The sequence below is a fragment of the Leeuwenhoekiella sp. A16 genome (genome assembly GCF_047946675.1).
GTDB lineage: Bacteria > Bacteroidota > Bacteroidia > Flavobacteriales > Flavobacteriaceae > Leeuwenhoekiella.
Genome location: NZ_CP172313.1, coordinates 801,093 through 823,218 on the forward strand (window position 1 = coordinate 801,093; position 22,126 = coordinate 823,218).

Consider the following 22,126-nt stretch of genomic DNA (forward strand, 5'->3'; position numbering starts at 1 on the left):
TCAGTTTTATGTATTTAAAAAAGAGTGCAAATATACAATCTCAAGGTAGGCCTTGTCAAGTAAATAACGGTTTAATTTATAAAGCCTCTAAACTGTGGTGATCTCAAAGCCTAAAGAAGTAAAATCATTCCAGAAATCAGGGTATGATTTATTTACAACCTCAGCATCTTCAAAAAGTATAGGCATCTTAAGCGCAAGAGGCGCAAAGGCCATTGCCATACGATGATCCTGATACGTTTTTATCGTTATATCTGGATTGTAGACTTTTGCCGGCTCAAGGTGCAATGAATCTTTTGTTACACCCAATTGTGCTCCCAATTTAGAAAGTTCTGTATGCAGAGCTAAAAGCCTGTCTGTTTCTTTTATTTTTAAAGTATGTAAACCGGTAAGATTACAACCTACACCCAGCCCATAACAAGTTACAGCGATTGTTTGAGCAATATCCGGACTGTTAGAAAGATCAAAACTAACGGCCTGTAATGGGGCGTTTTCTACCTTTTCTAAGGTGATTTTATGGTCACTAAAGGTGGTTTTTACCCCCAACTTTTCATAAAAGTGCGCCAGGCTGGCATCACCCTGAAGACTATTTTCTTTGTAGCTGGATAAGGTAATTTTCGCTTTTCGCGAAAGCGCCACCAGACTATAATAATAAGAAGCACTACTCCAGTCTGACTCGACGACCAGCGTTTGCTTATCTACAGTATCCTGATGAAATATCTCAATAACATCTCCCTGAAAGCTGCTTTTTACACCTATTTGCGTAAGCAAAGCACGCGTCATCTCTATATACGGCACAGAAGTGGTTTTGCCCAGCAGTTCTATTTTTAAACCATTAGGAAGTTTAGCGCCCACCATCATAAGTGCAGAAATGTACTGGCTGCTTACATGCGCCTCCAGTTTCACCTCGCTTTTTTCAAGGCGTTTTCCTTTTATAAGCAATGGCGCATAACCTTCTTTGTTTTGATAGCTAATATCTGCCCCTAATCTGCGTAATGCGTCTACCAGAATACCTATAGGTCGCTCCTGCATACGTGAGCTTCCTGTAAGAATTGTTTCTCTACCCTCATAAGCAGCAAAGTATGCAGTTAAGAAACGCATGGCGGTCCCGGCGTGATGCACATCTACAATCTTATCATGAGAAGCCAATGCTTTTTGCATAACCTGGCTGTCATCACTATTTGATAAGTTCTTTATTTTAATATTACCAAACAACGCCTGAAGAATAAGCAGGCGGTTTGATTCACTTTTTGACCCTGTAACGGTGATATTACCATCAATCTGGGGGTTTTCTTTAAATACTTTGAGCTTCATGTCTGGTAGGAATACGGTGCGAAATTACTTTAATTTTTCGTTACCGTGATGTCTATCGTGGTCCCGCTTTGTCTTTAAATCAAGTTTTTTATCGAAAGCTTCCTGCAGATCAATTCCGGTCTGGTTTGCAAGACAAAGCACAACAAACATGACATCTGCCAGTTCTTCACCTAAATCTTTGTTTTTATCGCTTTCTTTTTCGCTTTGCTCACCATAACGTCTGGCGATAATACGGGCTACTTCCCCCACTTCTTCTGTAAGTTGCGCCATATTAGTAAGTTCGTTAAAGTAGCGAACGCCGTGCTCTTTTATCCAGTTATCTACAGCCAGCTGGGCATCATTTATTCTCATGGTGTGATTTTTACCAAAACTACTTTTTCATTTTCTTTTTCTACTAATTGACGGTAAAATTCTTTTAAACTTAAGAATACTGAAGAAATTTTAACCCAATTGCTTTTTGCCAAAAGAATATCACTCTGCTTAAACCTTTGTAAGAACTATTTTTTCCTGCTCTTTTTTAACCCTTTGGTTGTAAAACTCTTTTAATGAAGCATAATCTGCAGGTTCTATAAGGACTTTGTTGATTACAAACCGAGCAATAACATTCACGTAGCCATTTTGATTTGTTATGTTATATAAAAAAGTACCCAGACCATTTGGCAAAGCTACGTTTAGCGGCTCAGGGATAGATTCAACCTTATAATTGTCTGGGTATTTTAGATTGACAATCTTGCTCAAACTAAACGGATGCACAAAGTCAACAGGATATTGACGCTCTTCTAATGTGAAAGGACTTGCGTTAAGGGCCGTGTACAATAATGGAGTAAAATATAGTTTGTCACCTATAATATCTGCTCCATGCCCTATTTCAAAATTATACGTTTCGATCACAGGAGAATCTAATTCATCTATATTCTCAATTGAGAGGTCATAAACTTCTGCGAGATTATTCTCATCTGCCTTTTGGGTTGCGAGAGTTTCAGGTTCTTTATTAGCATTTTCTCTTCTGTAATTTAACGCGTCTAAAGCCATAAAACGGGTACTACTTTTCCCGATAATTGCCCCATTTTGGTCGATTTCTGCACTAATAAGTGTGTTTTTATGTGCCGGAACATCAGAATACAGCTCTACTTCTTCAGATGCTCCGTTTTTATTAATTAATCTCCCCTTCCAGTTATAAACCCTGGCGGGTAAAAGATTAGGAACGCTAAATTTTTCTGTAGCGTCAAGCAAAATCAATTCCCCATTTAACCGTACCGAAGCGATTACATAATTATATCCCTCACGTGTGGGAAACATTGGGAAACCGTTATCTCTTGTACTTATTAAAACCGGATTTGCATCTAGCCCAACTTCTCTAAGTAAAGCTGTCAACATTAAATTAATTTCAGCAGAATTCCCTGAGCCTTTGTCATAGGCCTTAGACAGATCCTCTTCTACATATTTACGCTTATCGCCATTCCAGGTCATATGCTCTTTGATAAAATCAAAGGCAATTTGCAGCCGTTCTGTGAGTTTTACTGATTGATTATTAATGCGGTCATAATCATTTTTTAAAAAGCGTGGTTTTACAAGCTGCTCACCAAAATTTTCTGACTCAAAAATAGATTTCGCAACATCTTCCCAGGTACTGGCATATTTCTTTTCTTTACCGCTGGCGTTCTTAACAGACTGGAGTTCATAAACAATTTTAAACTGATAGTTTTCAATATTGTTCACATAGGGCTCTTCATGCAAAGCAGGAATATGCTGCATCTCAAAGTCACTTATTAATTCTGAAAAGTTCATCACCCCACTATTTGTGCGCATTGTAGAACCACCATAAGCACCCTCCTGCGCCCAGCTTACAGACATAGAGCGCTTTTTCAAATGGTCTTTAGGCTCAATTTCAAAATAACCTTTTCTTAATCGGTTAAATGTAAAAAAAGGCGGAATTCGAACTTTAAAAGTCACGTTGTCTACAGGTATCTTCTCCTGAAAAATGAGATCATCTATTTTAAAAAAGGGTGAAATTAACTTGTACTTATATTCTATTACAGAGCCTACTTTAACGTTAGGCAAAGCTAGTGAAATGGTTGTCCAGTGCTCATTATTCTCTTCTTCAAAAATACCCTCTTCATCGAGGTCTGTTTTAACAATCCTTTCATCTTCAAGGTTAAAAGTAAGAGCCTCTATTTTGCGCACTTCTTCTTCAGCACTACCGTCGTTATAAAAACTAATCTTTTGAGTAGCGTAGTCTAGCCCTTCTTTGTTCAAAATTTTAATACGTTCCTGTACTTCACTAACAATGATCCACCCATCTGAAGAATCATATTCAAAATAGGTTTCTCTACCGCGATGAAGAATTACTGCAGAAGCTGTAGAATCATCAGGATAGGTTGCTAATCTTAATTCTTCTTTTGAGACTTTACCATAATTATAATTTTGAGCTTGTCCCCAATTGTAAAAAAGAATTACTGCTATTAGTAATATTAGTTTCATACTGCTTTTTTAAGTTTTAACCAGAACAACTTTCTCATTTTCTTTAATCAGCCGTTGATTGTAAAAATCTTTTATAACGGCATAATCTTCGGCAGGAAACTGAGGCTTATTTAAGGTAAATCTCACCATAACATTAAGTAAATTTCCAGAAGATGTTGTGGTAAAGAAATAGGTTCCCAAACCATTAGGCAAAGCCATCTTAACTGCTTCAGGAGCTGTTTCTACCGTATAACCTTCTGGTAGTTTTAAGTTAACTGATATAGCATGCACAAAAGTTTCCTGATCTACAGGATATGAACGCGTCTCACGGTTATACGGGTTTTCACCTAATTTAAGAAAAAGTAAAGGTGCCATGTACATTTTATCGCCCACCACACTTACAGCCTGAGGTATCTCAAAATCATACGTTTCTAGTAAAAATTCTTCTGAATCTTCTTTATTCTCTATTTTAAAATTATGTGTATAGTCAAGTAGTTCTTGAGGTACAATTGCGTTTGTATAGTTTTCTAATGATTGTCCTTCTATTGATTTACGTGCTTCTAAAGCTTCAAGCCCCGTATATTTATGTGATATACTTCCGGTTAAAACACCATCAGCAGTAAGCTCACCGCGCAATAAATAGTTTTGACCAGAGTGATTGTTATATAGATTTATTTCTGTAGAAGTACCATCAGGCTTTATCATCCTTCCTTGCCCGCTATAAGCTCTGGCAGGCAATACATTTAATGCAGACATAGGCTCTGTAGCATCAAGCAGGAACGTTTTACCATTTAGTTTTACTAAAGCTATTACATAATCATAAGCGCGAAGAGAAGGAAAATTAGTTATACCGTGCTGTCTGGTGCTTAGTAAAACCGGGTGTGCATCAAAACCACAAGCATTTAAAAAGGCAATAAGATTAAGGTTTACACCTGCTACATTTCCTGTACGCGAAGTATAACTTTCTTCCAGATCTTTTTTTGCCCAATAACTTCTCTTACCATTCCAAGTTATACGATGTTTTACAAATTCAAAGGCTTTTTTTAAGCGATTTAAGGTATCTCCCTCCTGAGATATAAGTTGTTTTGCATCATTCTCTAAATACCGAACAGATTGCAGTTGCTTCCCAAATTCTTCATCTTCAAAAATCATTTTGGTTACATCCTGCCATGTTTTAGAATAGACAGTTTCTTTTCCTTTTAAACTGGTACTGCTTTCAAGTTCATACAAAACCTGCAGCTTATAATCATCTATATTATTAACATACTTCTCGTGTGTAAGAGCAGGTACATTATTAGCCTCAAACTGCGAGATTAGTTCTTTAAAATATAAAGTCCCCAGATTTTCTGATTGCTTTTTGTGCTTAAAATCCAGATTAATTGCGTCATTGATTTTTAAACTTCTTTCCCCTATGTGTTCTTTAAAATCTATATCGTATAACCCCCTTTTAACTATTTTATACAAGAAAAACTGAGGTGTGCTTATCGTAGCGTAATAATGTTTTAAGGGAATGTCCTGCTGTAATTTGAGCGGAACTAAACTCGATATAAAGGGCGCATAAATAGTATACTTCCACTCTATTATATCACCTACTTTCACGTTAGGCATCGTCCAGGTATAAAAATCGTAATCATCAGATTCTGAATACTCAAAAACACCTTCATCCTGCAGCGGGTATTTTTTTACCTCTCCATTTTCAAGTGTGTAGGTGAATCCTTCCAGTTCGTTAATTTTTATTCTGTCTTTATGATTTTTGTATGCTTTTAATCTATTAGTAGCATAATCAAGACCTTCTTTAGAAAGTATTTTAATGCGCTCATGCATATCTGTAATTACAACCCATCCCTGCGAAGCGCTGTAATCAAAATATGTGTTTCGGCTCCTGTCTAAAATTACCGCTGAAGCGGAAGAATCTGCCCTATAAGTTGCTAATTCTAATTCTTCTTTAGACCCTTTCTCTAATTCATAATCCTGCGCAAAAGAATGAAAACAGCATAGGAAGGTAATAGCTACAATTAGCTGCATCAGGGTATATTCATAATGAGAAATTAATTAGGAAAACTAGACTTTGGTCAAAACCACCTTTTCATTTTCTTTAGCTATCACTATATCATAGAATTTCTTAATATCCTGGTAATAATCAGGGCCAATAAGTGGCGTATTGATGGCTAATTCTATAGACAGCTGTATTTTTGAAGCCACTTGAGAAATACGGTATACAAAGCTTCCCATATCGTCTGATAAGCTTACCGCCGCACTCTCTGGCAAACTCTCTATTTGATATCCTTCTGGAATATCGATGCTTATAATGTATTTGTTTTTTCTGGTGTAAACATAGTCAATAGGATATGTTCTTTCTTCTGCCGTAAACGGATTCTCCAGCGTCGCCAAATAAAACATGGGAGAGAAATACACTTTACCTCCTATTTGCTCCAGACTTTCGGTCTCAAAATCATAGTTTAACATCACCGGCTTGTACAATGTCTCCAGATTATCTGCCTCAACATCATGTAATTCTACACCTGTATAGTTCTCTTCTAGTTTCAGCCTCATCTCATCTTCATCTGCAGTAGCAAATCGTATTCTTTGAGCCAGAGCAAAATGACCTTCATACTTGTTATTTGCTTTACCCATTGCATTTAGCTGATCATCTATATTAACAGAGAGCAGGGTGCTTTGCATGGCCGGTTTGCTAGGGTAGAGATTTACCCATTTTGATGTACCGTCTTCTCGTATAAGACGACCATTCCAGTTAAGAAGCTCTTCTTCCATAAGGTTAACTTCTCCTCTTTTGTTTGTGGCATCCATAAGAGTAAGTATACCATTTACTTCCGCGCCAGCGATAACGTAATTAAAGCCTTCACGAGTAGGAAAAATAGGTATGCCGTGATTTTTTGTGCTTAGTATTACCGGGTTTGCATCAATACCAGCATAGCGCAGCATCGCAACAAGCATAAGATTAATGTCTGCACTGTTACCAGATCCTTTTTTATAAGCGCTTCTTACGCCTTCATCTGTATACATACCAAAATATGAGTTCCACGCCATTTTGTTTTTTACAAACTCAAATACTTTGATCATCTTCTCATTTATACTCGAAGTATTTGCAAGTAAAGCATCTATATCGTCTTCAAAAAAGCTCTTGATTTTTAACTCATCACCAAAATTGGGTGATTCATAAATACTTTTAGAAACCGCTTCCCAAGTGGTACTTTTATAATCTACAGACTGTCTGGGATATTTGGTGTAAGCCAATTCAAACTTTAAAGCAGACATATAATTTTCTACATTACCACAGTATACTTCTTCTTTTAATGCAGGAACGTCTTCAACTTCTATAATATAAATTGTTTCTTTTAGATCCAGTTCTTCTGTAGAAGTATTACCTATTGCACTTCTTGTGTCCAGAAAATCTCGTGTATATCTAAAAGAAAGTTTTCTGTTATTGATCTCTTCATCAATTTTAATTGGCAACCATCCTTTTTGATGCATTTTATAGCCTAAATATTCTATCGTTGCAAATCGTATGGAAGATTTATTAATTGGTATTTTCTCCTGTAATCTCAACTCATTTATATTACCTATAAAGGGTGTCTTGAGTGTATATTTAAATTCAAAAACAGAGCCGTCCTGCACATCTGGCATTGTAAACTTCTTAACCTCTACATTCTTGCTGCGTTCTTCATCAAAAATACCATCATTTCGCAGTTTTGATTCTTTTATTTTACCATCTACCAGATTGTATGTAACCCCCTTTAAACCTCTTACTTCTTCCTTAGCTCCACCAGAGCCTTGATATTGACCTAAAAAACGGGTCGCCCAGTCATAACCTTCTTTATTGTAGATTTTCACACGCTCATAAACATCTGACAAGAGAAAAAAGCCTAATTCCTGATCGTATTCAAACTTTGAGCGCTCTTCATGATATAAGATAGCCGCATTAGCGTCTGCATCTAAAGGGTGTTGTGTTTCTGCCAATTCTTCTTTAGAAACTTTGCCATACCTAAAGTCCTGGCTATAGCCTATTAGTAAATTAAAAAAGAATAGAATAATGAGTAGTTTTTTGTGCATACTAAGACTTTTTTCTAATTAATAATTTGAGGTTATCATAGCGTGCTATCTGCTTGCAATAGTCACGATATTTTTTATAGAGTTCTGGACCATACTCACCTTCATTAACTATCTCTTTACGGTAGTACACCAGCTTACCTGCATCATCAAGTTTTACTTCTGCATGATAACTGCCAAATTCATTTTCTTCATCAAGAGCTTCAGGGAGAGCTGCTGCAGTGTACCCTTCAGGCAGCTTATATTCAAATGTATCTTCACTAATACTGCCCCGCATTAAAATGAAATTTGTTAATCTGTCTCTATAGCGTGGCGGTATATTTTTGCTACTACCGCTAAAAGCATTAGCCTTTAGAAGAATCTCATCGTTAACAAGGTCTGCGTAATTTTTAATGGTAAAATTCATATCCTCTTCAAAGGCCACATTTTCCTTGTCATTATCAAGTTCTATTTCAGAAAGTTCGAGACTGCTTACCTGGCTCCATTGGTCTAAATAATTCTCTTTTATTTCCTTTTCGCTCTGTGACTTCATATACATTTTATCACCATAAAAGATACCATGAGAAGTCATACTCAGCTGGCCTGTAACATTGCCATCATTTGCCAGATCAAGTGAAACGTGAGTAATGTGATTGTTAGAAACCCCGTCATATTTTGTCGTTTTTGCCATCACGCCACCTTCATCTGTCATCATTAAAACTTCACGATCATCAGTAAAATCACCTAAATAACCAAATGGCGTAACCTGACTTGTACATTCCAGCCAAACCAAATCTTCTTTCTCTGCCAGGTCTACAGCAAGAATTGCATGATTACCTTGTACAGCCACAAGATCTGGATCTAAAGATCGCTTTTCTTCTCCTGCATAGAGCACCGTGTAATAAGAAGGGATATCAACTGCCTGAAGCAGGTTTTTAGTATAATTAGTCAATGCTTTACAATCACCATAACCAAGCCTGTCAACTTCTGATGCTTTCATAGGCTTCCAGCCACCTATGCCTACCTGCACGCTTATATAACGCACTTTATCCTGCACAAACTGATAGATTTTTTTGGCTTTAGCCAAATCTGTGGTTTCATTTGCCACCATCGCTCGTACTGCGGTAACCGTTTCTTGTGGAAGGTCATTACATTCCTGCAACAGATTATTTGTCATCCAGGAACCAAAGCTTTGCCAACTATCTGCTACACCCGGCACACCTTCAAGATAAAAGTTGTTTAAAGCACATTTTACGTAAGGCATATGATCTGTAAATGCAGGTGAAAGATATTCTCGCTTTACAGCAGGAATATTTTGAGCGGTCCACGCTATATGTCCTGGCTTTTCGGTCTTTTCTATCTTATAATCGCCAAAATTGACCTCCTTTACAGCTAGCTTATCTGCGGGGTCATAAATTATCTCATACTTAGAATATTGCGTGCTGCTGCCATAATCACCTATTGGCAACCAGCCAGGTATAAAAGCTGTTGTTTCAGACTTAACTTCAGACTCAAAAACTATCGTATAAGGATATGAGGTAGGCGTGTAATCAAGATGCAATACGCGAGAATCTGCAAATAGAGTTCCGCCAGATACAGCACTAACATCTTTAAAATCTCGTTTTTTGAATTTTTCCTGTTCCTGACCCAATAGGTCATAAACAGTAGCGCTTATGTCGCGTACGTTTGTATTGTCATCGTAGTAAACATAGGCATCTACATCAGAATTTCCTTTTTTATTGAGCACGGTTATGACTCGATAATTCTTCCAGATTAAATATCTGGGATCAGAAACATCTAGTGTAATTAACTCATTGCGCAAAACGCTGTCTGCGTTTTCTTTTAATTGCTTTGGCACTGTGAGAGGAGAAAAATCAGCGTCCTGGGCAATACAAACAAATCCTACCAAAAAGAGGATTTGGGATAGAATATATTTCATAAAAAAATGTGAACAGGGCTAATATAAGAATAAATTATAAAAAACGAATTTACTCTCTGTTTTTACTATCAATAATTATAGTTACGGGACCGTTATTAACAAGTGAAACTTGCATATCTGCCCCGAAAATCCCCGTTTTTACCCGATTTTTCACCGCTATAGAAAGGTTTTCAACAAATTTCTCATAAAGAGGAATTGCAACATCTGGTCTAGCTGCATTTATAAATGAAGGCCGATTACCTTTCTTTGTACTGGCATGAAGTGTGAATTGACTTATTAAAAGAATCTCTCCATTTACATCAAGAATAGATTTATTCATCAAGCCCTGCTCATCGCTAAAAACCCGCAGACCGGTAATTTTGCGCACGAGCCAGTCAATATCATCAGTTGTATCTTTAGTTTCAATACCTAAAAGAATTAAAAATCCGGTTTTAATTGCCCCGTTAACTTTACCTTCTATTGTGACTGACGCTTCACTAACTCGTTGTACTACTACACGCATAATTATTGACCCGTATCGTAAATATCGCGGCGGTAATTCTCTTCCTCACCTTCTAATATTTGCACATAGCTTTTGTAGCGCGACCAGAATAATTGGTCATTTTCCAGAGCATCTTTTACGGCACAATGTGGTTCTTCAAGATGCAGGCAATTGTTGAATTTGCAGTTTTCTTTAAGCGCAAAAAATTCTGGGAAGTAATCGCCTAATTCCTCTTTTGCAATATCAACTACGCCAAAACCTTTAATTCCCGGCGTGTCTATGATTCTGGCGTCAAAACTAAGATCAAACATCTCGGCAAAAGTAGTAGTATGTTGACCCTGCATATGCTGATCGCTTATTTCTTTAGTCTTTAGATCTAGAGCCGGCTCAATAGCATTCACCAGAGTAGATTTACCTACACCACTATGACCAGAAAACATGCTGGTCTTACCCTGCATCATCTCGCGCACCTGATCTACATTTTTACCCGTGGTAGCAGATATCCCCACACATGTATAACCTATCTCGCGATACATCTCTGCAAGAAATTTAACTTCAGCTTTTTCTTCAAGTGTATAGGTGTCTATTTTGTTAAAAAGCAGGATCGCTTCAATGTGATACGCCTCTGCAGTTACCAGAAAACGATCAATAAACGTCGTGAAGGTAGGCGGGTTATTAAGCGTCACCAGCAGAAAAGCAATATCAACATTAGCTGCTATGATATGCGTTTGCTTAGAAAGGTTAACAGATTTACGTATCACATAATTCTCCCGTTCTCGTATATTTTTAATGACACCGGTGACGGCATCGCTGGTTTCTTCAAGCTCAAAATCAACCACATCGCCTACAGCCACAGGGTTTGTACTTTTTATTCCGCGCATGCGAAATTTACCTTTAATACGACAATCGTAAAAACGGCCGCTTTCATTCTTTACTGTGTACCAGCTTCCTGTTGATTTGTAGACGGTTCCCTTCAAATTTTAATGTAGCGCTAAAATTAAATTGTAAAACTACTTTATTTTCTGCTATTTGCAGCCTCACTTAAAAACTCAATAATGAAAAAAACTACATTGACCAGTATTGCTTTTTTGCTACTTTCTTTTATATCATTTGCACAAACCAGTCTTTATGAAAATCCTGATTTTGATCAGATTGCTACAGATCACAAGATTATAGCCATTTTACCTTTTAAGGCTACGGTAGAATTAAGACCCAAGCAAATGGAAAAAATGACCCCAGATCAATTTAAAGAATTAGAACTTAGTGAAGGTGAAAGCATTCAAAATGCGATGCATTCCTGGTTTTTAAAACGAAAAAAACGCGGGACGCTCTCTATTGATGTGATGGAACCAAAACGTGTTAACACCTTACTTCTTAAAGAAGGTATCACTGTTGATAACATAAATGGTTACACCACTGAAGATCTGGCGCAAATTCTGGGCGTAGATGCAATTATTTCTGGCACTTATGAAACTAACAAACCCATGTCTGATGGTGCTTCTATAGCTCTTGGTGTGCTTATTGGTTTCTGGGGAACGACAAATTCTGCCATTGTAAACATGAGCGTAAATAATGCAAAAGATGGTCAATTACTTTGGAACTACAATAAAAAAGTAAAAGGCAGTCTGGGTAGTAGCTCAGATGATCTTATAAACACGCTAATGCGAAAAGCCTCAAGAAGAATGGCTTACACAAAATAGTGAGACAGGGCACAAATTAAGGTACAGATATTGCTCTATATCGTTTAAAATTAAATCGATATGAAAAATATAAAACTGATTTTATTCTTTACCGTCCTCTTTACAGGTGTTTTAAGTGCCCAAAATAAGGACAGTAAATTTGAAAATCTGAAATCCTTAATTGAGTCTAAGAATTTTCGCTTTGAAGGTACCTGGGCATACCCTATGCGCGGCGGCAACATAAATCTTATAGGTAATCCTAATTCTCTTGATGTGAAAGGTGATTCTGTAAATGTTTACTTACCGTTTTTTGGTGTTTCTCAATTATCACATTATAATACAAATGGCGGATTTAAATATGAAGGCCTTGCTGAAAATTATAAAGTAACTTATGATGACGAGAAACAAAAGGCAACCATTACCTTTAATGTGCATCAGGAAGTTGAGCGACTGGATGTGACAATCACAGCTTCTTCAATTGATAACGCAAATGTAGATGTAATAAGCAGTCATCGCGATATTATGCGTTATAGAGGAGACTTAGAAAAACTGAAAGAAAAAGAGTAAAAATCGGGTTAAAAAGAATAAAAAAACCGCCCCAAAAAGGCGGTTTTTTTATTCTTTATTGAAATGTTTTCTATGCTTCAGAAAGGCGCTCAATCTTCTTTTGATGATTGATAGATTCCTGGTGAATAGCTTTAAACACACGTAAGATAAATTCTTCACTTAAGCTATGCTTTTCGCCTTCAAGGATCATAGCTCCTAAAATTTCGTTCCAACGTTTTGTTTGTAAGATAGCCACGTTGTTCTCAAGTTTCAATTCGCCAATTGAATCAGCGATTTTCATACGCTTACCTAAATTTTCAATCAACTGGTGATCTACAACATCTATCTGCGTACGTAGCGTATTCAACTTGTTTTTAAATTCTGCTGCGGTACCTTCTTCTTTACGTATTTTAAGATCATTCATGATCTCAACAAGTCTTGATGGTGTAATTTGCTGTGCAGCATCACTCCATGCATTGTCTGGATCAAAATGAGTCTCAACCATTATACCATCATAATTAAGATCTAAACCTGTCTGGCATAGGTCAAAAATGATATCACGACGTCCTGCAATATGTGAAGGATCTAAGATTAATGGCAGATCAGGAAATTTATTCTGAAGATCAATAGCTATTTGCCACTCAGGATTGTTTCTGTAACGTGTTTTCTCATAAGTAGAGAAACCGCGGTGTATAACACCTAGATTTTTAATGTCCTGTGTATAAAAACGCTCTACAGCACCTAACCATAATGCAAGATCAGGGTTAACCGGGTTCTTAATAAGCACAACTTTATCTGTACCTTTTAATGCGTCTGCAATATCCTGTACGATAAAAGGTGATACAGTTGTACGCGCACCTATCCACAGAATGTCGATATCATGTTTAAGCGCAAGCTCTACATGATGAGCATTAGCCACCTCTGTAGTGGTAAGCATTCCCGTTTCTTCTTTAGCTTTTTGCAACCATTTAAGACCCAACGCTCCTACGCCTTCAAACATTCCCGGGCGGGTACGTGGTTTCCAGATACCGGCACGCAATACGGTAGCATCTGTATCTTTTAATTGGTGTGCAATTTTGAGTACTTGATCTTCAGTCTCTGCACTACAAGGGCCGGCTATAACCAGGGGATGATCCAGATTAAAGGCGTCCAGCCAGTTTCTCAGTTCTTTTTTGTTTTCCATGACTCTGCAAAATTACGGCTTTATGCCATTATGATAATCCTTTTAATATAGTTTTTATGTGATTTGTGTTTTCCATTTCATTATAAACAGCCTCATAATCATCATTTTCCAGATAATACTTAAAATGATTAAGATTACTTATATACTCTGTAAGGGTCTCAAGAACATGCATTTTATTCTCCTTAAAGATAGGCGTCCATGTTGCGGGGTTACTTTTTGCCAGACGAACTGTAGAAGCAAAACCACTACCCGCCATATCAAAAATATCTTTTTCGTTCTTCTCCTTTTCAATCACAGTCTTCCCTAACATAAAACTGCTTATATGTGATAAATGCGAAACATACGCAATATGCTTGTCATGCGATTGTGGCTCCATGTAGCGCATGTGCATGCCTATTGCTTCAAAAAGCTGTAATGCTTTTTGCTGAAGCTTTTCATCTGTTTTTTCCAGCTCACAAACAATAAGTGTCTTACCGTCATATAGCTTTTCAATCGCTGCCGTAGGACCAGAAAATTCAGTACCTGCAATAGGGTGAGCCGCAAGAAAATTCTTCCTTTTTGCATGACCTGCAGCCGCATTACAAATGCCTGCTTTTGTACTGCCCATATCTATAACCAATGCATTTTCATTCACACGATCCAGAATTAACGGAAGTTGATCATTTGCCTGATCTACCGGAATAGAAAGAATGACCAGATCTGCTTTTTTTAAATCGTCATAAGTCGCAGATGCATCTATAACCCCCAGCTTTTTAGCTTCTTCAAGATTCTCCTTATTTGCATCGATGCCATAAATCGTACTTCCCGAAAGCGTTTTTTTAGCATCTCGCGCAAAAGAACCACCTATGAGCCCTACACCTACAATATATATATTCTTAAATTCTTCCATTAGTTGTTCAGTGATGACTGACTAAAATCTGCTTATTGCCTCTTTAATTTTTTCTTCGGTTACACAAAGTGAAAACCTGATATAACCTTCTCCCTGACTGCCAAAAATCGTCCCCGGAGTGATAAAAACGCTCTTTTTAAGCAAAATATCGTCTATAAAGGCCTCTGCATCTCCGGTTCCTTCTGGTAATTTTGCCCACACAAACATTCCCGCCGTGTCTTTATCAAAGGTGCAGCCTAACTTTTCAGCCAGTTGCCACACGAGTTCGCGGCGTTTTGCATAAACAGCATTGAGTTTATTAAACCACTTTTCTCCCTCTTTAAGTACAGCAACAGCTCCTTTTTGTATGCCATAAAACATACCGCTATCCATATTGCTTTTTACGGTAAGGATATCATCAATATATTTCTGATCTCCCAGAACCATACCTACTCGCCAGCCCGCCATATTAAATGATTTACTTAGCGAATTAAGCTCAAGCGCGACATCTTTTGCTCCTGGAACGCTTAAAATAGAAACCGGCTCCTCGTTTAATATAAAACTGTAAGGATTGTCATTAATAAGTAAAATGTCGTTTGCTTTCGCGAAAGCGATCAAATCTTCAAAATCCTGCTGCGACGCTTTTGCTCCCGTAGGCATATTGGGATAGTTGACCCACATCAATTTTACTTTACTCAAATCTTGTTGAGACAAAGCCTCAAGATCTGGCAACCAGTTTCCTTTTGCATTTAGTTCATAATAAACAGGTTCTGCCTCAAGCAAACGCGTCACAGAAGTATATGTAGGATAACCGGGATTGGGGATTAAAACCTCATCTCCCGCATTAAGAAAAGTCATGCTAATGTGCATAATTCCCTCTTTTGAGCCCATAAGTGGCAACACCTCTGTCTCGCTGTTAAGCTCAACACTATATTGCTTTTTATAGAAATCTACCATTGCATTGCGCAACTCTGGCAAACCTTTATAACTCTGATATTGATGTGCGGGACCGTCCTGTAATGCTTCTGTTAACGATTGTATCACTTGCGGCGGCGGTGCAAGATCTGGACTACCTATACCCATATTAATTATAGGCTTGCCAGCTTCGGCCAGGGCACGCACTTCCTTAAGCTTACGCGAAAAGTAATATTCTGTGGTTTGATTTAAACGGTTAGCCGTTGTGATCATATCTTTCTGTTTTTGTATTCGCCTAAAATCTCAAAGTTCTTGGCCATTATATTCAGCAATTTCTTAGCTTTTTCAAAATGTCTGTATTCTTTAAATGTCACATCAACAAAGAAAGAATATATCCACGGTGTCTCAATTACAGGCAACGATTGTATTTTAGTCAGGTTCAGTCTGCAATCGCTCATTACATTTAAAACGGCTGCCAGACTACCTCTTTTGTGGTCTGTTAAGAATTTTAAAGATGCTTTATCAGGAACTCCGTTCTCTGTACGCCCATTATTATTGAGGATAAAAAAGCGCGTAGAATTGTCTTTTATCGTTTGTATGTTCTCAGCGATTAATTCAAGACCATAGATTTCTGCCGCTGTGGTGCTTGCAATTGCTCCTATCCCTTTTGCCTGTTCTTCAAAAACACGTTTTGCCGCACCTGCAGTATCATCTTCTTCTACCATTTTTATAGCTCCCTGCCCTTTAAAGAAATCGCGACATTGCAATAGCGCCATTGGGTGCGACCAAACCTCTCTAATATCGCTCATTTTTTGACCGGGTAATGCCATTAAATTTTGATTGATAGGCAGGTAATATTCGCCTTCAATATTTAATTTATACTCGTCAATAAGAGCGTAGTTAGGAATAATACTACCGGCAATACTATTCTCAATTGCCATTACAGCATCTGTGCTTTCGCCATCGAGCAAGCTATTTACCACATCCTGAAAAGTGCGACATTCTGTTACAACAACATCCTGCGTAAAAAATTCTTGTGCCACTCTATGGTGAAAGGAACCTTTTATTCCCTGTATGGCTACTTTTCGATTTTTCATAGTTACATGAAGTCCGGCTTCAGTATTAATGTTAGCGACTGGTACTTTTACCTAAAACGCATATAAAGAACAAAATTCTGATATAAAAAAAGGTCCCGATTATTTACCGAGACCTTTATATACTATACGCTTACGTTTATCTATAGCGGTCCCGTTCCTTTTTGATAAAAAAAGAAGTAATAACGGTTCCAGAAATAACGCAAGTTGAACATTGTCTTATTATTAGCGGCTAAAGTACTTAAATAAGTGGAAATGGGTATAAAAAATAGTGATTTTTACAGATATTTTTATAAACCAGATAAAATGGGTTATTAAAATAAATAACATGCAACACAAATGCTATTTCATAAAGATATTTTCAAGGTTTGCAAAATCAGGGTTTCTTCTCTCATCTATAGATTTCTCCCATTGTATTAAAAACCACTCTTGAAAAAATTTCTCAGGCGAAACCTATAATTAGTATTTGTTTAATTCTTAAAAAGAAGCGTTTAAAGTATCTTTGAACAACTTGTTTACTGATAACATAATAGATATTAAGCTATTTTCACGTAAATCAATCTCTTGTCCCCGCATGTCTATAACCGTTTCTGAAATTACTAAACTTTACGGCGCACAAAAAGCGCTCGATTCTGTCTCATTTTCAATCAATAAAGGTGAGATAACAGGGTTCTTAGGACCTAACGGTGCAGGCAAAAGTACGATGATGAAAATTCTCACCACTTATCTTGAACCCACATCGGGAAGTGCACGTGTAAATGGTTTTTCTACCACACAAGAAAAGCTGGCTGTACAAAAGAGCATAGGCTATCTGCCTGAGAATAATCCACTTTATCCAGATATGTATGTGAGAGAATATCTCAATTTTAATGCAGATATTTATCAGGTTGATCGGGAGAAAGTAGAAGATGTTATAAATAGTACAGGCCTCACATCAGAATCTCATAAAAAGATAAAGCAACTTAGCAAGGGCTATAAACAACGGGTAGGACTTGCCAATGCCTTATTGCATGATCCTGAAATATTGATTCTTGATGAGCCTACCACAGGTTTAGATCCTAATCAACTAGTTGATATTAGAAAGCTTATCAGGTCTATAGGTCAGGAAAAAACCGTTCTTTTATCTACACATATTATGCAGGAAGTAGAAGCTATTTGCGACCGGGTCATTATTATAAACAAAGGGCAGGTTGTAGCAGATAAGAAGTTAGAAGAAATGCGAGAGAATGAAGAGCAAATAATTATAGTAGAATTTGATTATCGCGTAGAAGAGGTTGCCTTAAACAAATTACCCAAAGTAAGAAGTGTGCGCAACACAGGCGGCTTTAGGTATGAATTGATCTTTGATACTAAAAAAGATATGCGCCCTGCCTTGTTTGATTTTGCACATGACAATGGTTTAAAAACCCTTCAACTAAATAAGAAAAACACATCACTTGAAAGTTTATTTCAAAACCTGACGGCCAATTAACAAGCTTAACTATGATCTTTTTTACTTTCTGTGTACTTTTTATTCTTGTCGCTTATCTCCCCCTAACAAGAATTACACACTGGTCTGTACGCATTTGGGATTTTGTGCGTATACAGACAACAGGTATCCAGCTGCTCCTACTAATAGCTTTATTAACGTATTATGGGTTGCATACAATGACAGCCTGGGTTATTGGGTTTGCTTTGATTGCCACTATGGCTTTTCAACTCAAAAAAATTATCCCCTTTACTTCTTATTACCATGAGAAACCCAGAAAGCCAGATCAATTTGAAAACCTACAAAGCATAACACTTATTACTGCAAACGTTTTACAACCCAATGATAACACGGCAGCTTTTGCTTCCCTGATACGTGAACATAAACCTGACCTATTTCTTACCATGGAATCTAATGGGAAATGGGAAAAAGGTCTAAAACAATTTGAACAGGAATATCCATATAACGTAAAGGTGCCTCTAGAGAATTTATATGGCATGCATTTATATTCTAAATATGAACTAAGCCAGACGCAGGTAAATTATCTGGTAGAAGAAGATATACCTTCCATTTTTACAAAGGTACATTACCGTAAAGGAGCGCCGCTCAATTTAATCTGTGTTCATCCCGCACCTCCCAGCCCAACTGAAAATGAAACCTCACAGGAACGCGATGCAGAATTATTGATAGTAGGTAAGGCTGTACGCAAACTTCACAATCCTATAATTGTGTGCGGTGATCTAAATGATGTGGTTTGGTCTCGAGTGTCTACTTTGTTTAAGAAAATGACAGGTCTTCTTGACCCTCGCATAGGCCGCGGGTTATTTACAAGTTTTCATGCCAAGTATGCGCTTTTGCGTTTCCCCATAGATCAGCTTTTTTATTCTGATGACATGTATATTGAAACTATGGAAAGATTACCCTCTTTTGGATCTGACCATTTTGCAATGTTGTACAAGATCTGGATAGAAAAAGATGCACCAGATACTACAAATCCTACTCTCGACAAAGAAGTAAAAGAAGAGATCGATGAGAAAATTGAAGAAGGAATAACTAAATAATATCTGCCAAATATCTCCCGCGTTTTACACGAAAATTGGTGCTTTTTAGAGTCGTTATTTCCTTTACGGAAATATTAATATAGCCTTCACATAAACTAACACAGTATTAACTACGACTGTTCTCTTCTTAAATTACTTTTGATCTGAATTAAAAAACTAACATTATGAAGACGAATAAAATTTTATTAATACTTACTCTTTGCCTTAGCGTGCCTTTATTTGCACAAAGCCGAAAAGACAATCAGATAATTGAAGATGCACAAGCAGCTAAAGAAGCTTTTATAAATGAAGATAGTAGCCTAAGATCATTTTTTGATGATAGCGAAGCGTATGTAATATTTCCTAACGTAGGTAAGGGCGCATTTGTAGTAGGAGCCTCTGCCGGTCGTGGTGCTGTTTATCAAAATGGTGTACTTATTGGGATGGCTAAAATGAAAAAAGTAGATGTAGGTTTACAAGCGGGTGGTAAAGCTTTTAGCGAAGTAATTTTCTTTAACGATGAGACTGCATTTAACCGTTTTAAAGATGATGACTTTGAATTTACAGGAAACGTTTCTGCAGTAATGCTTAAAAGTGGTGCTGCTAAAGCTGCTCAATACAGAGATGGTGTAGCGGTGTTTGCAAAACCAAAAGCTGGTCTTATGGTCGATCTTTCTGTAGGTGGTCAAAAATTTGACTTTAGTCCTGTAGGAAAATAAAAAAATCGGGTAATTCGGGTAATATGGAGGTAAAACCTCCTTAAATATCCTGAAAAGTAGCCGTTTTTAGAATCGAATTTGAAAAAAAACTCGATTTTGAAAACGGTTTTTTATTTGGCAAAAAAATGCTCCCTTTCGGGAGCATGCGTTCTGTTCTTCGCCCCCTAATCGAAAAACAAAACCTATACTTTAAGTTAATAATAAATTATATAATATCATCAATATTTATCCTTAAATCACTAATTTTCAATTATTTGATTAAAATTTTAAGATTTTTATTAATCTGGATAATTAATTGCAAGAATATTTATCAATCTGGTTTCATTTCCCAGAGCCAAACTCACCGTTTCACCAGCCTTTTTACCAGTAACAGCTCTGGCAATAGGTGCTATAAATGCAATTTTTTGCTTCTTTACATCAGCTTCATCTACACCTACTATATGAAAATGTAATTTTTTATCGCTGTTGCCCATCGTATAAAATACTTCGGCGCCAAATCTTACCTCATCATGTGCCAGATCATCTGGGGTTAAAACTCGTGCAGATGCTATTCTTTCATTTAATAGATTTAAATTACCATCAATAAGCGCTGCAGCTCTTCTGTATTCCCTGTCATCATCATGCGCCAGCAAGGCACGTTCATTTTCCAGAGCTTCCCGTTCTTCTTTTAATTGCTTTAAACCTTCTTTAGTGACATAATTAGTCACGCCGTCTGGCAAGGCAGCTCTGGGTGGTATTATGGGTGCTTCTTCCTGATCATCTTCTTTTACAAATCCTCTGCTCATAATCTTGATTTTATTACCTATAATAAGCATAACACGTGCTTATACCAAACAGGTTAAGAATAGTTTATGACAAAAAAACTCCCGCAGTACGGGAGTTTTAATTCAAAAATCAAGAAAATCAGGCAATCTTCAAATTAATCTATCTTACATGTATTTGTGATCAAATGAATCACTTCATAATCATCTTCAATTACCACCGCGCTTCCGTCTACTGTGAGCGTAACGCTAAAGGGATATTGAAAATTAAAATGCTTTATATTCTTTAAATTTCCGGCGAAGTAACTTATTAATTCTTCTTCGCTATTAAGTGTAATTTCACTTTCATTAATTGTAAAGGACACAGGATAGTTTATGGTAAAACAACCGCTTAGAAAATTCAAAACATCTTTCGGCGAAAGCCCGTCGTAATTACAGTTTTGTATCAATGTTGAAAATTCTGCTTCATCATCAATAGTATAAATTGTATTGTCAAGGTGACATACTACTTCAAAAGGAAAACCTATACCAACTATGTGGTAAGAAACAGTTTCAGACAGAATAACACTTAGCAGTTCATCAAAACTATTTATTGTGATCTTAGTGCTGTCATTATACTGTAAAACAACCGGATAGATAAACTGAAAACACAGATCACTCATGCTATTAGACTTGCTCCCTGTGCTTGACTTGACAGTGGGAGCAGCAAACTTACGTAGATTCTCCAGTGTTGTACGCAGCGTACTACTTGCGGTTACCTCAACTGCCAGCGGTTGTTGCTCAAGCGTATCATCAGAACAGGACAGCATAGAAAGAACGGTGAACAACAAGAGCAATATTCTTTTCATTTATATAGGTTTATGATCTGGGGTTGAGCGTGCTAACTTAGAAAAAATTGCCGAACATCTGCAATAAATTTCCGATAAAGAGTAAATTTTATGATTTGAGTAATCTATTTCTTACAATTATTTGGTTCTGAATATATTCACCATTACTTTTAACGCCACTATAACTTCTCTTCTTCTTTTGCGTCTTAGCTTTGCAACCCAAAATAATTAATCATGATTAAGGCTTTTAGATACGTGTCTTTCTTCCTTATTATTTTCATCCAACTTTCTTTTCTTCTGGCCATATTTTATGAGGAAATAGATACGTTTTGGATAGGGCTGTTTATTGCTGTTATCTCAATATTAATATCAATAGGATATTATCATGCACCCAGAGCAGAAGAAAATCATTTTATTGAAGATTGTTTTCTAATTGTATTTGTGGTTGCAGGAGCTTTAAGCACCTATTTTTGCAGTACACAGTTGAATTTTGGTCCCGTAATTGCCGCTTCCGGCGTGGGGTTTTTTGCCTCTTTTTTGCCGATTTTTAATAGAAAATCACCAATTTTAAAAGAATTACCTGAAGCTGTTTATTGTGGGGCTTTTGTTGGTATGACAGCTCCCAAAGTAGCCGCTGGAATACCTTTTATACTTTTCGCCGGCTTTCTAACCGGTGTCATACTTCTTCTGTCTAAAAATGTATTTAACGGTTTTGGCGGTAAACTGGGAACAATCGCCTTTGGTGGTGTAGCACTAACCTCCTTACTTATCTTTTTAATTTTCTAAGT

The 22,126-nt window shown here is 37.0% G+C and carries 20 protein-coding genes; 6 read left to right on the top strand and 14 right to left on the bottom strand.

Going from position 1 to position 22,126, the window contains the following annotated elements:
• Window positions 1-87: 87 nt before the first annotated feature.
• The 8 genes from ACH3O9_RS03465 to rsgA form a co-directional block, all read right to left on the bottom strand.
• Window positions 88-1,311 (bottom strand): 3-phosphoshikimate 1-carboxyvinyltransferase, encoded by a 1,224-nt coding sequence (locus ACH3O9_RS03465; protein ID WP_416444428.1) that lies wholly within the window; start codon window positions 1,309-1,311, stop codon window positions 88-90.
• A gap of 24 nt (window positions 1,312-1,335) precedes the next feature.
• Window positions 1,336-1,662 carry a nucleotide pyrophosphohydrolase gene (locus tag ACH3O9_RS03470; protein ID WP_416444430.1) on the bottom strand — a complete coding sequence of 109 codons (327 nt, stop codon included), beginning with the start codon at window positions 1,660-1,662 and terminating at the stop codon, window positions 1,336-1,338.
• A 129-nt stretch (window positions 1,663-1,791) separates the two neighbouring features.
• The gene (locus ACH3O9_RS03475; protein WP_416444432.1) at window positions 1,792-3,792 is read right to left on the bottom strand and encodes a DUF3857 domain-containing protein; all 2,001 of its coding nucleotides are present in this window, start codon (window positions 3,790-3,792) and stop codon (window positions 1,792-1,794) included.
• A 9-nt stretch (window positions 3,793-3,801) separates the two neighbouring features.
• Entirely contained in the window at window positions 3,802-5,796 is a 1,995-nt protein-coding gene (locus tag ACH3O9_RS03480; protein WP_416444434.1) for a DUF3857 domain-containing protein, read from the bottom strand.
• A 36-nt stretch (window positions 5,797-5,832) separates the two neighbouring features.
• Window positions 5,833-7,842, bottom strand: a complete 2,010-nt coding sequence (locus ACH3O9_RS03485) for a transglutaminase domain-containing protein (protein ID WP_416444436.1) — start codon at window positions 7,840-7,842, stop codon at window positions 5,833-5,835.
• 1 nt (window position 7,843) lies between these two features.
• Entirely contained in the window at window positions 7,844-9,757 is a 1,914-nt protein-coding gene (locus ACH3O9_RS03490; RefSeq protein WP_416444438.1) for a DUF3857 domain-containing protein, read from the bottom strand.
• A 49-nt stretch (window positions 9,758-9,806) separates the two neighbouring features.
• On the bottom strand, window positions 9,807-10,259 hold the full coding sequence (dtd, locus tag ACH3O9_RS03495; RefSeq protein ID WP_416444440.1) for a D-aminoacyl-tRNA deacylase: 453 nt from the start codon (window positions 10,257-10,259) through the stop codon (window positions 9,807-9,809).
• 2 nt (window positions 10,260-10,261) lie between these two features.
• Window positions 10,262-11,215 carry a ribosome small subunit-dependent GTPase A gene (gene rsgA / locus ACH3O9_RS03500; RefSeq protein ID WP_416444442.1) on the bottom strand — a complete coding sequence of 318 codons (954 nt, stop codon included), beginning with the start codon at window positions 11,213-11,215 and terminating at the stop codon, window positions 10,262-10,264.
• Window positions 11,216-11,293: 78 nt separating this feature from the next.
• On the opposite strand from rsgA, the gene ACH3O9_RS03505 reads away from it, so the two are divergent.
• Both ACH3O9_RS03505 and ACH3O9_RS03510 read left to right on the top strand, forming a co-directional pair.
• Window positions 11,294-11,938, top strand: coding sequence for a hypothetical protein (locus tag ACH3O9_RS03505; protein WP_416444444.1), 645 nt, complete (start codon window positions 11,294-11,296; stop codon window positions 11,936-11,938).
• A 60-nt stretch (window positions 11,939-11,998) separates the two neighbouring features.
• Complete coding sequence (locus tag ACH3O9_RS03510) at window positions 11,999-12,484, top strand: DUF4251 domain-containing protein (RefSeq protein WP_416444446.1); 486 nt, start codon at window positions 11,999-12,001, stop codon at window positions 12,482-12,484.
• A 70-nt stretch (window positions 12,485-12,554) separates the two neighbouring features.
• Here ACH3O9_RS03510 and ACH3O9_RS03515 read toward each other — a convergent pair whose 3' ends face one another.
• The 4 genes from ACH3O9_RS03515 to ACH3O9_RS03530 are packed head-to-tail and all read right to left on the bottom strand — an operon-like array spanning window position 12,555 to window position 16,526.
• Window positions 12,555-13,646, bottom strand: a complete 1,092-nt coding sequence (locus ACH3O9_RS03515; RefSeq protein WP_416444448.1) for a chorismate mutase — start codon at window positions 13,644-13,646, stop codon at window positions 12,555-12,557.
• Window positions 13,647-13,674: 28 nt separating this feature from the next.
• Window positions 13,675-14,535, bottom strand: a complete 861-nt coding sequence (locus ACH3O9_RS03520) for a prephenate dehydrogenase (protein WP_416444450.1) — start codon at window positions 14,533-14,535, stop codon at window positions 13,675-13,677.
• Between the two features lie 21 nt (window positions 14,536-14,556).
• Window positions 14,557-15,702 carry a pyridoxal phosphate-dependent aminotransferase gene (locus ACH3O9_RS03525; protein WP_416444452.1) on the bottom strand — a complete coding sequence of 382 codons (1,146 nt, stop codon included), beginning with the start codon at window positions 15,700-15,702 and terminating at the stop codon, window positions 14,557-14,559.
• Window positions 15,699-16,526, bottom strand: a complete 828-nt coding sequence (locus tag ACH3O9_RS03530) for a prephenate dehydratase (RefSeq protein ID WP_416444454.1) — start codon at window positions 16,524-16,526, stop codon at window positions 15,699-15,701. The genes ACH3O9_RS03525 and ACH3O9_RS03530 overlap by 4 nt, the downstream gene beginning before the upstream one ends.
• 571 nt (window positions 16,527-17,097) lie before the next feature.
• On the opposite strand from ACH3O9_RS03530, the gene gldA reads away from it, so the two are divergent.
• From gldA to ACH3O9_RS03545, 3 genes are all read left to right on the top strand, one after another.
• Window positions 17,098-17,994 carry a gliding motility-associated ABC transporter ATP-binding subunit GldA gene (gene gldA, locus ACH3O9_RS03535; RefSeq protein WP_416444456.1) on the top strand — a complete coding sequence of 299 codons (897 nt, stop codon included), beginning with the start codon at window positions 17,098-17,100 and terminating at the stop codon, window positions 17,992-17,994.
• An 11-nt stretch (window positions 17,995-18,005) separates the two neighbouring features.
• Window positions 18,006-19,052 (top strand): endonuclease/exonuclease/phosphatase family protein, encoded by a 1,047-nt coding sequence (locus ACH3O9_RS03540; RefSeq protein WP_416444458.1) that lies wholly within the window; start codon window positions 18,006-18,008, stop codon window positions 19,050-19,052.
• A 164-nt stretch (window positions 19,053-19,216) separates the two neighbouring features.
• Entirely contained in the window at window positions 19,217-19,750 is a 534-nt protein-coding gene (locus ACH3O9_RS03545) for a YSC84-related protein (RefSeq protein ID WP_416444460.1), read from the top strand.
• Window positions 19,751-20,028: 278 nt separating this feature from the next.
• On the opposite strand, the gene ACH3O9_RS03550 is transcribed toward ACH3O9_RS03545, so the two are convergent.
• Window positions 20,029-20,535: a GreA/GreB family elongation factor gene (locus ACH3O9_RS03550; RefSeq protein ID WP_416444462.1), complete on the bottom strand. Its 507-nt coding sequence runs from the start codon at window positions 20,533-20,535 to the stop codon at window positions 20,029-20,031.
• A gap of 134 nt (window positions 20,536-20,669) precedes the next feature.
• A complete protein-coding gene (locus ACH3O9_RS03555; RefSeq protein WP_416444464.1) occupies window positions 20,670-21,359 on the bottom strand; it encodes a hypothetical protein in 690 nt (229 codons plus the stop codon).
• Between the two features lie 213 nt (window positions 21,360-21,572).
• Here ACH3O9_RS03555 and ACH3O9_RS03560 point away from each other — a divergent pair, with 213 nt between their 5' ends.
• Complete coding sequence (locus tag ACH3O9_RS03560; RefSeq protein ID WP_416444466.1) at window positions 21,573-22,124, top strand: hypothetical protein; 552 nt, start codon at window positions 21,573-21,575, stop codon at window positions 22,122-22,124.
• Window positions 22,125-22,126 lie beyond the last annotated feature (2 nt).

Excerpts from the sequence above, each read along its gene's own strand:
- ACH3O9_RS03520 (WP_416444450.1), bottom strand. The coding sequence starts at position 14,535 with ATGGAAGAATTTAAGAATATATATATTGTAGGTGTAGGGCTCATAGGT.
- ACH3O9_RS03505 (WP_416444444.1), top strand. The coding sequence starts at position 11,294 with ATGAAAAAAACTACATTGACCAGTATTGCTTTTTTGCTACTTTCTTTT.
- ACH3O9_RS03540 (WP_416444458.1), top strand. The coding sequence starts at position 18,006 with ATGATCTTTTTTACTTTCTGTGTACTTTTTATTCTTGTCGCTTATCTC.
- ACH3O9_RS03525 (WP_416444452.1), bottom strand. The coding sequence starts at position 15,702 with ATGATCACAACGGCTAACCGTTTAAATCAAACCACAGAATATTACTTT.
- gldA (WP_416444456.1), top strand. The coding sequence starts at position 17,098 with ATGTCTATAACCGTTTCTGAAATTACTAAACTTTACGGCGCACAAAAA.
- ACH3O9_RS03560 (WP_416444466.1), top strand. The coding sequence starts at position 21,573 with ATGATTAAGGCTTTTAGATACGTGTCTTTCTTCCTTATTATTTTCATC.
- dtd (WP_416444440.1), bottom strand. The coding sequence starts at position 10,259 with ATGCGTGTAGTAGTACAACGAGTTAGTGAAGCGTCAGTCACAATAGAA.
- ACH3O9_RS03480 (WP_416444434.1), bottom strand. The coding sequence starts at position 5,796 with ATGCAGCTAATTGTAGCTATTACCTTCCTATGCTGTTTTCATTCTTTT.
- ACH3O9_RS03490 (WP_416444438.1), bottom strand. The coding sequence starts at position 9,757 with ATGAAATATATTCTATCCCAAATCCTCTTTTTGGTAGGATTTGTTTGT.
- ACH3O9_RS03545 (WP_416444460.1), top strand. The coding sequence starts at position 19,217 with ATGAAGACGAATAAAATTTTATTAATACTTACTCTTTGCCTTAGCGTG.
- ACH3O9_RS03550 (WP_416444462.1), bottom strand. The coding sequence starts at position 20,535 with ATGAGCAGAGGATTTGTAAAAGAAGATGATCAGGAAGAAGCACCCATA.
- ACH3O9_RS03530 (WP_416444454.1), bottom strand. The coding sequence starts at position 16,526 with ATGAAAAATCGAAAAGTAGCCATACAGGGAATAAAAGGTTCCTTTCAC.
- ACH3O9_RS03510 (WP_416444446.1), top strand. The coding sequence starts at position 11,999 with ATGAAAAATATAAAACTGATTTTATTCTTTACCGTCCTCTTTACAGGT.
- ACH3O9_RS03555 (WP_416444464.1), bottom strand. The coding sequence starts at position 21,359 with ATGAAAAGAATATTGCTCTTGTTGTTCACCGTTCTTTCTATGCTGTCC.
- ACH3O9_RS03465 (WP_416444428.1), bottom strand. The coding sequence starts at position 1,311 with ATGAAGCTCAAAGTATTTAAAGAAAACCCCCAGATTGATGGTAATATC.
- ACH3O9_RS03470 (WP_416444430.1), bottom strand. The coding sequence starts at position 1,662 with ATGAGAATAAATGATGCCCAGCTGGCTGTAGATAACTGGATAAAAGAG.
- ACH3O9_RS03515 (WP_416444448.1), bottom strand. The coding sequence starts at position 13,646 with ATGGAAAACAAAAAAGAACTGAGAAACTGGCTGGACGCCTTTAATCTG.
- ACH3O9_RS03485 (WP_416444436.1), bottom strand. The coding sequence starts at position 7,842 with ATGCACAAAAAACTACTCATTATTCTATTCTTTTTTAATTTACTAATA.
- ACH3O9_RS03475 (WP_416444432.1), bottom strand. The coding sequence starts at position 3,792 with ATGAAACTAATATTACTAATAGCAGTAATTCTTTTTTACAATTGGGGA.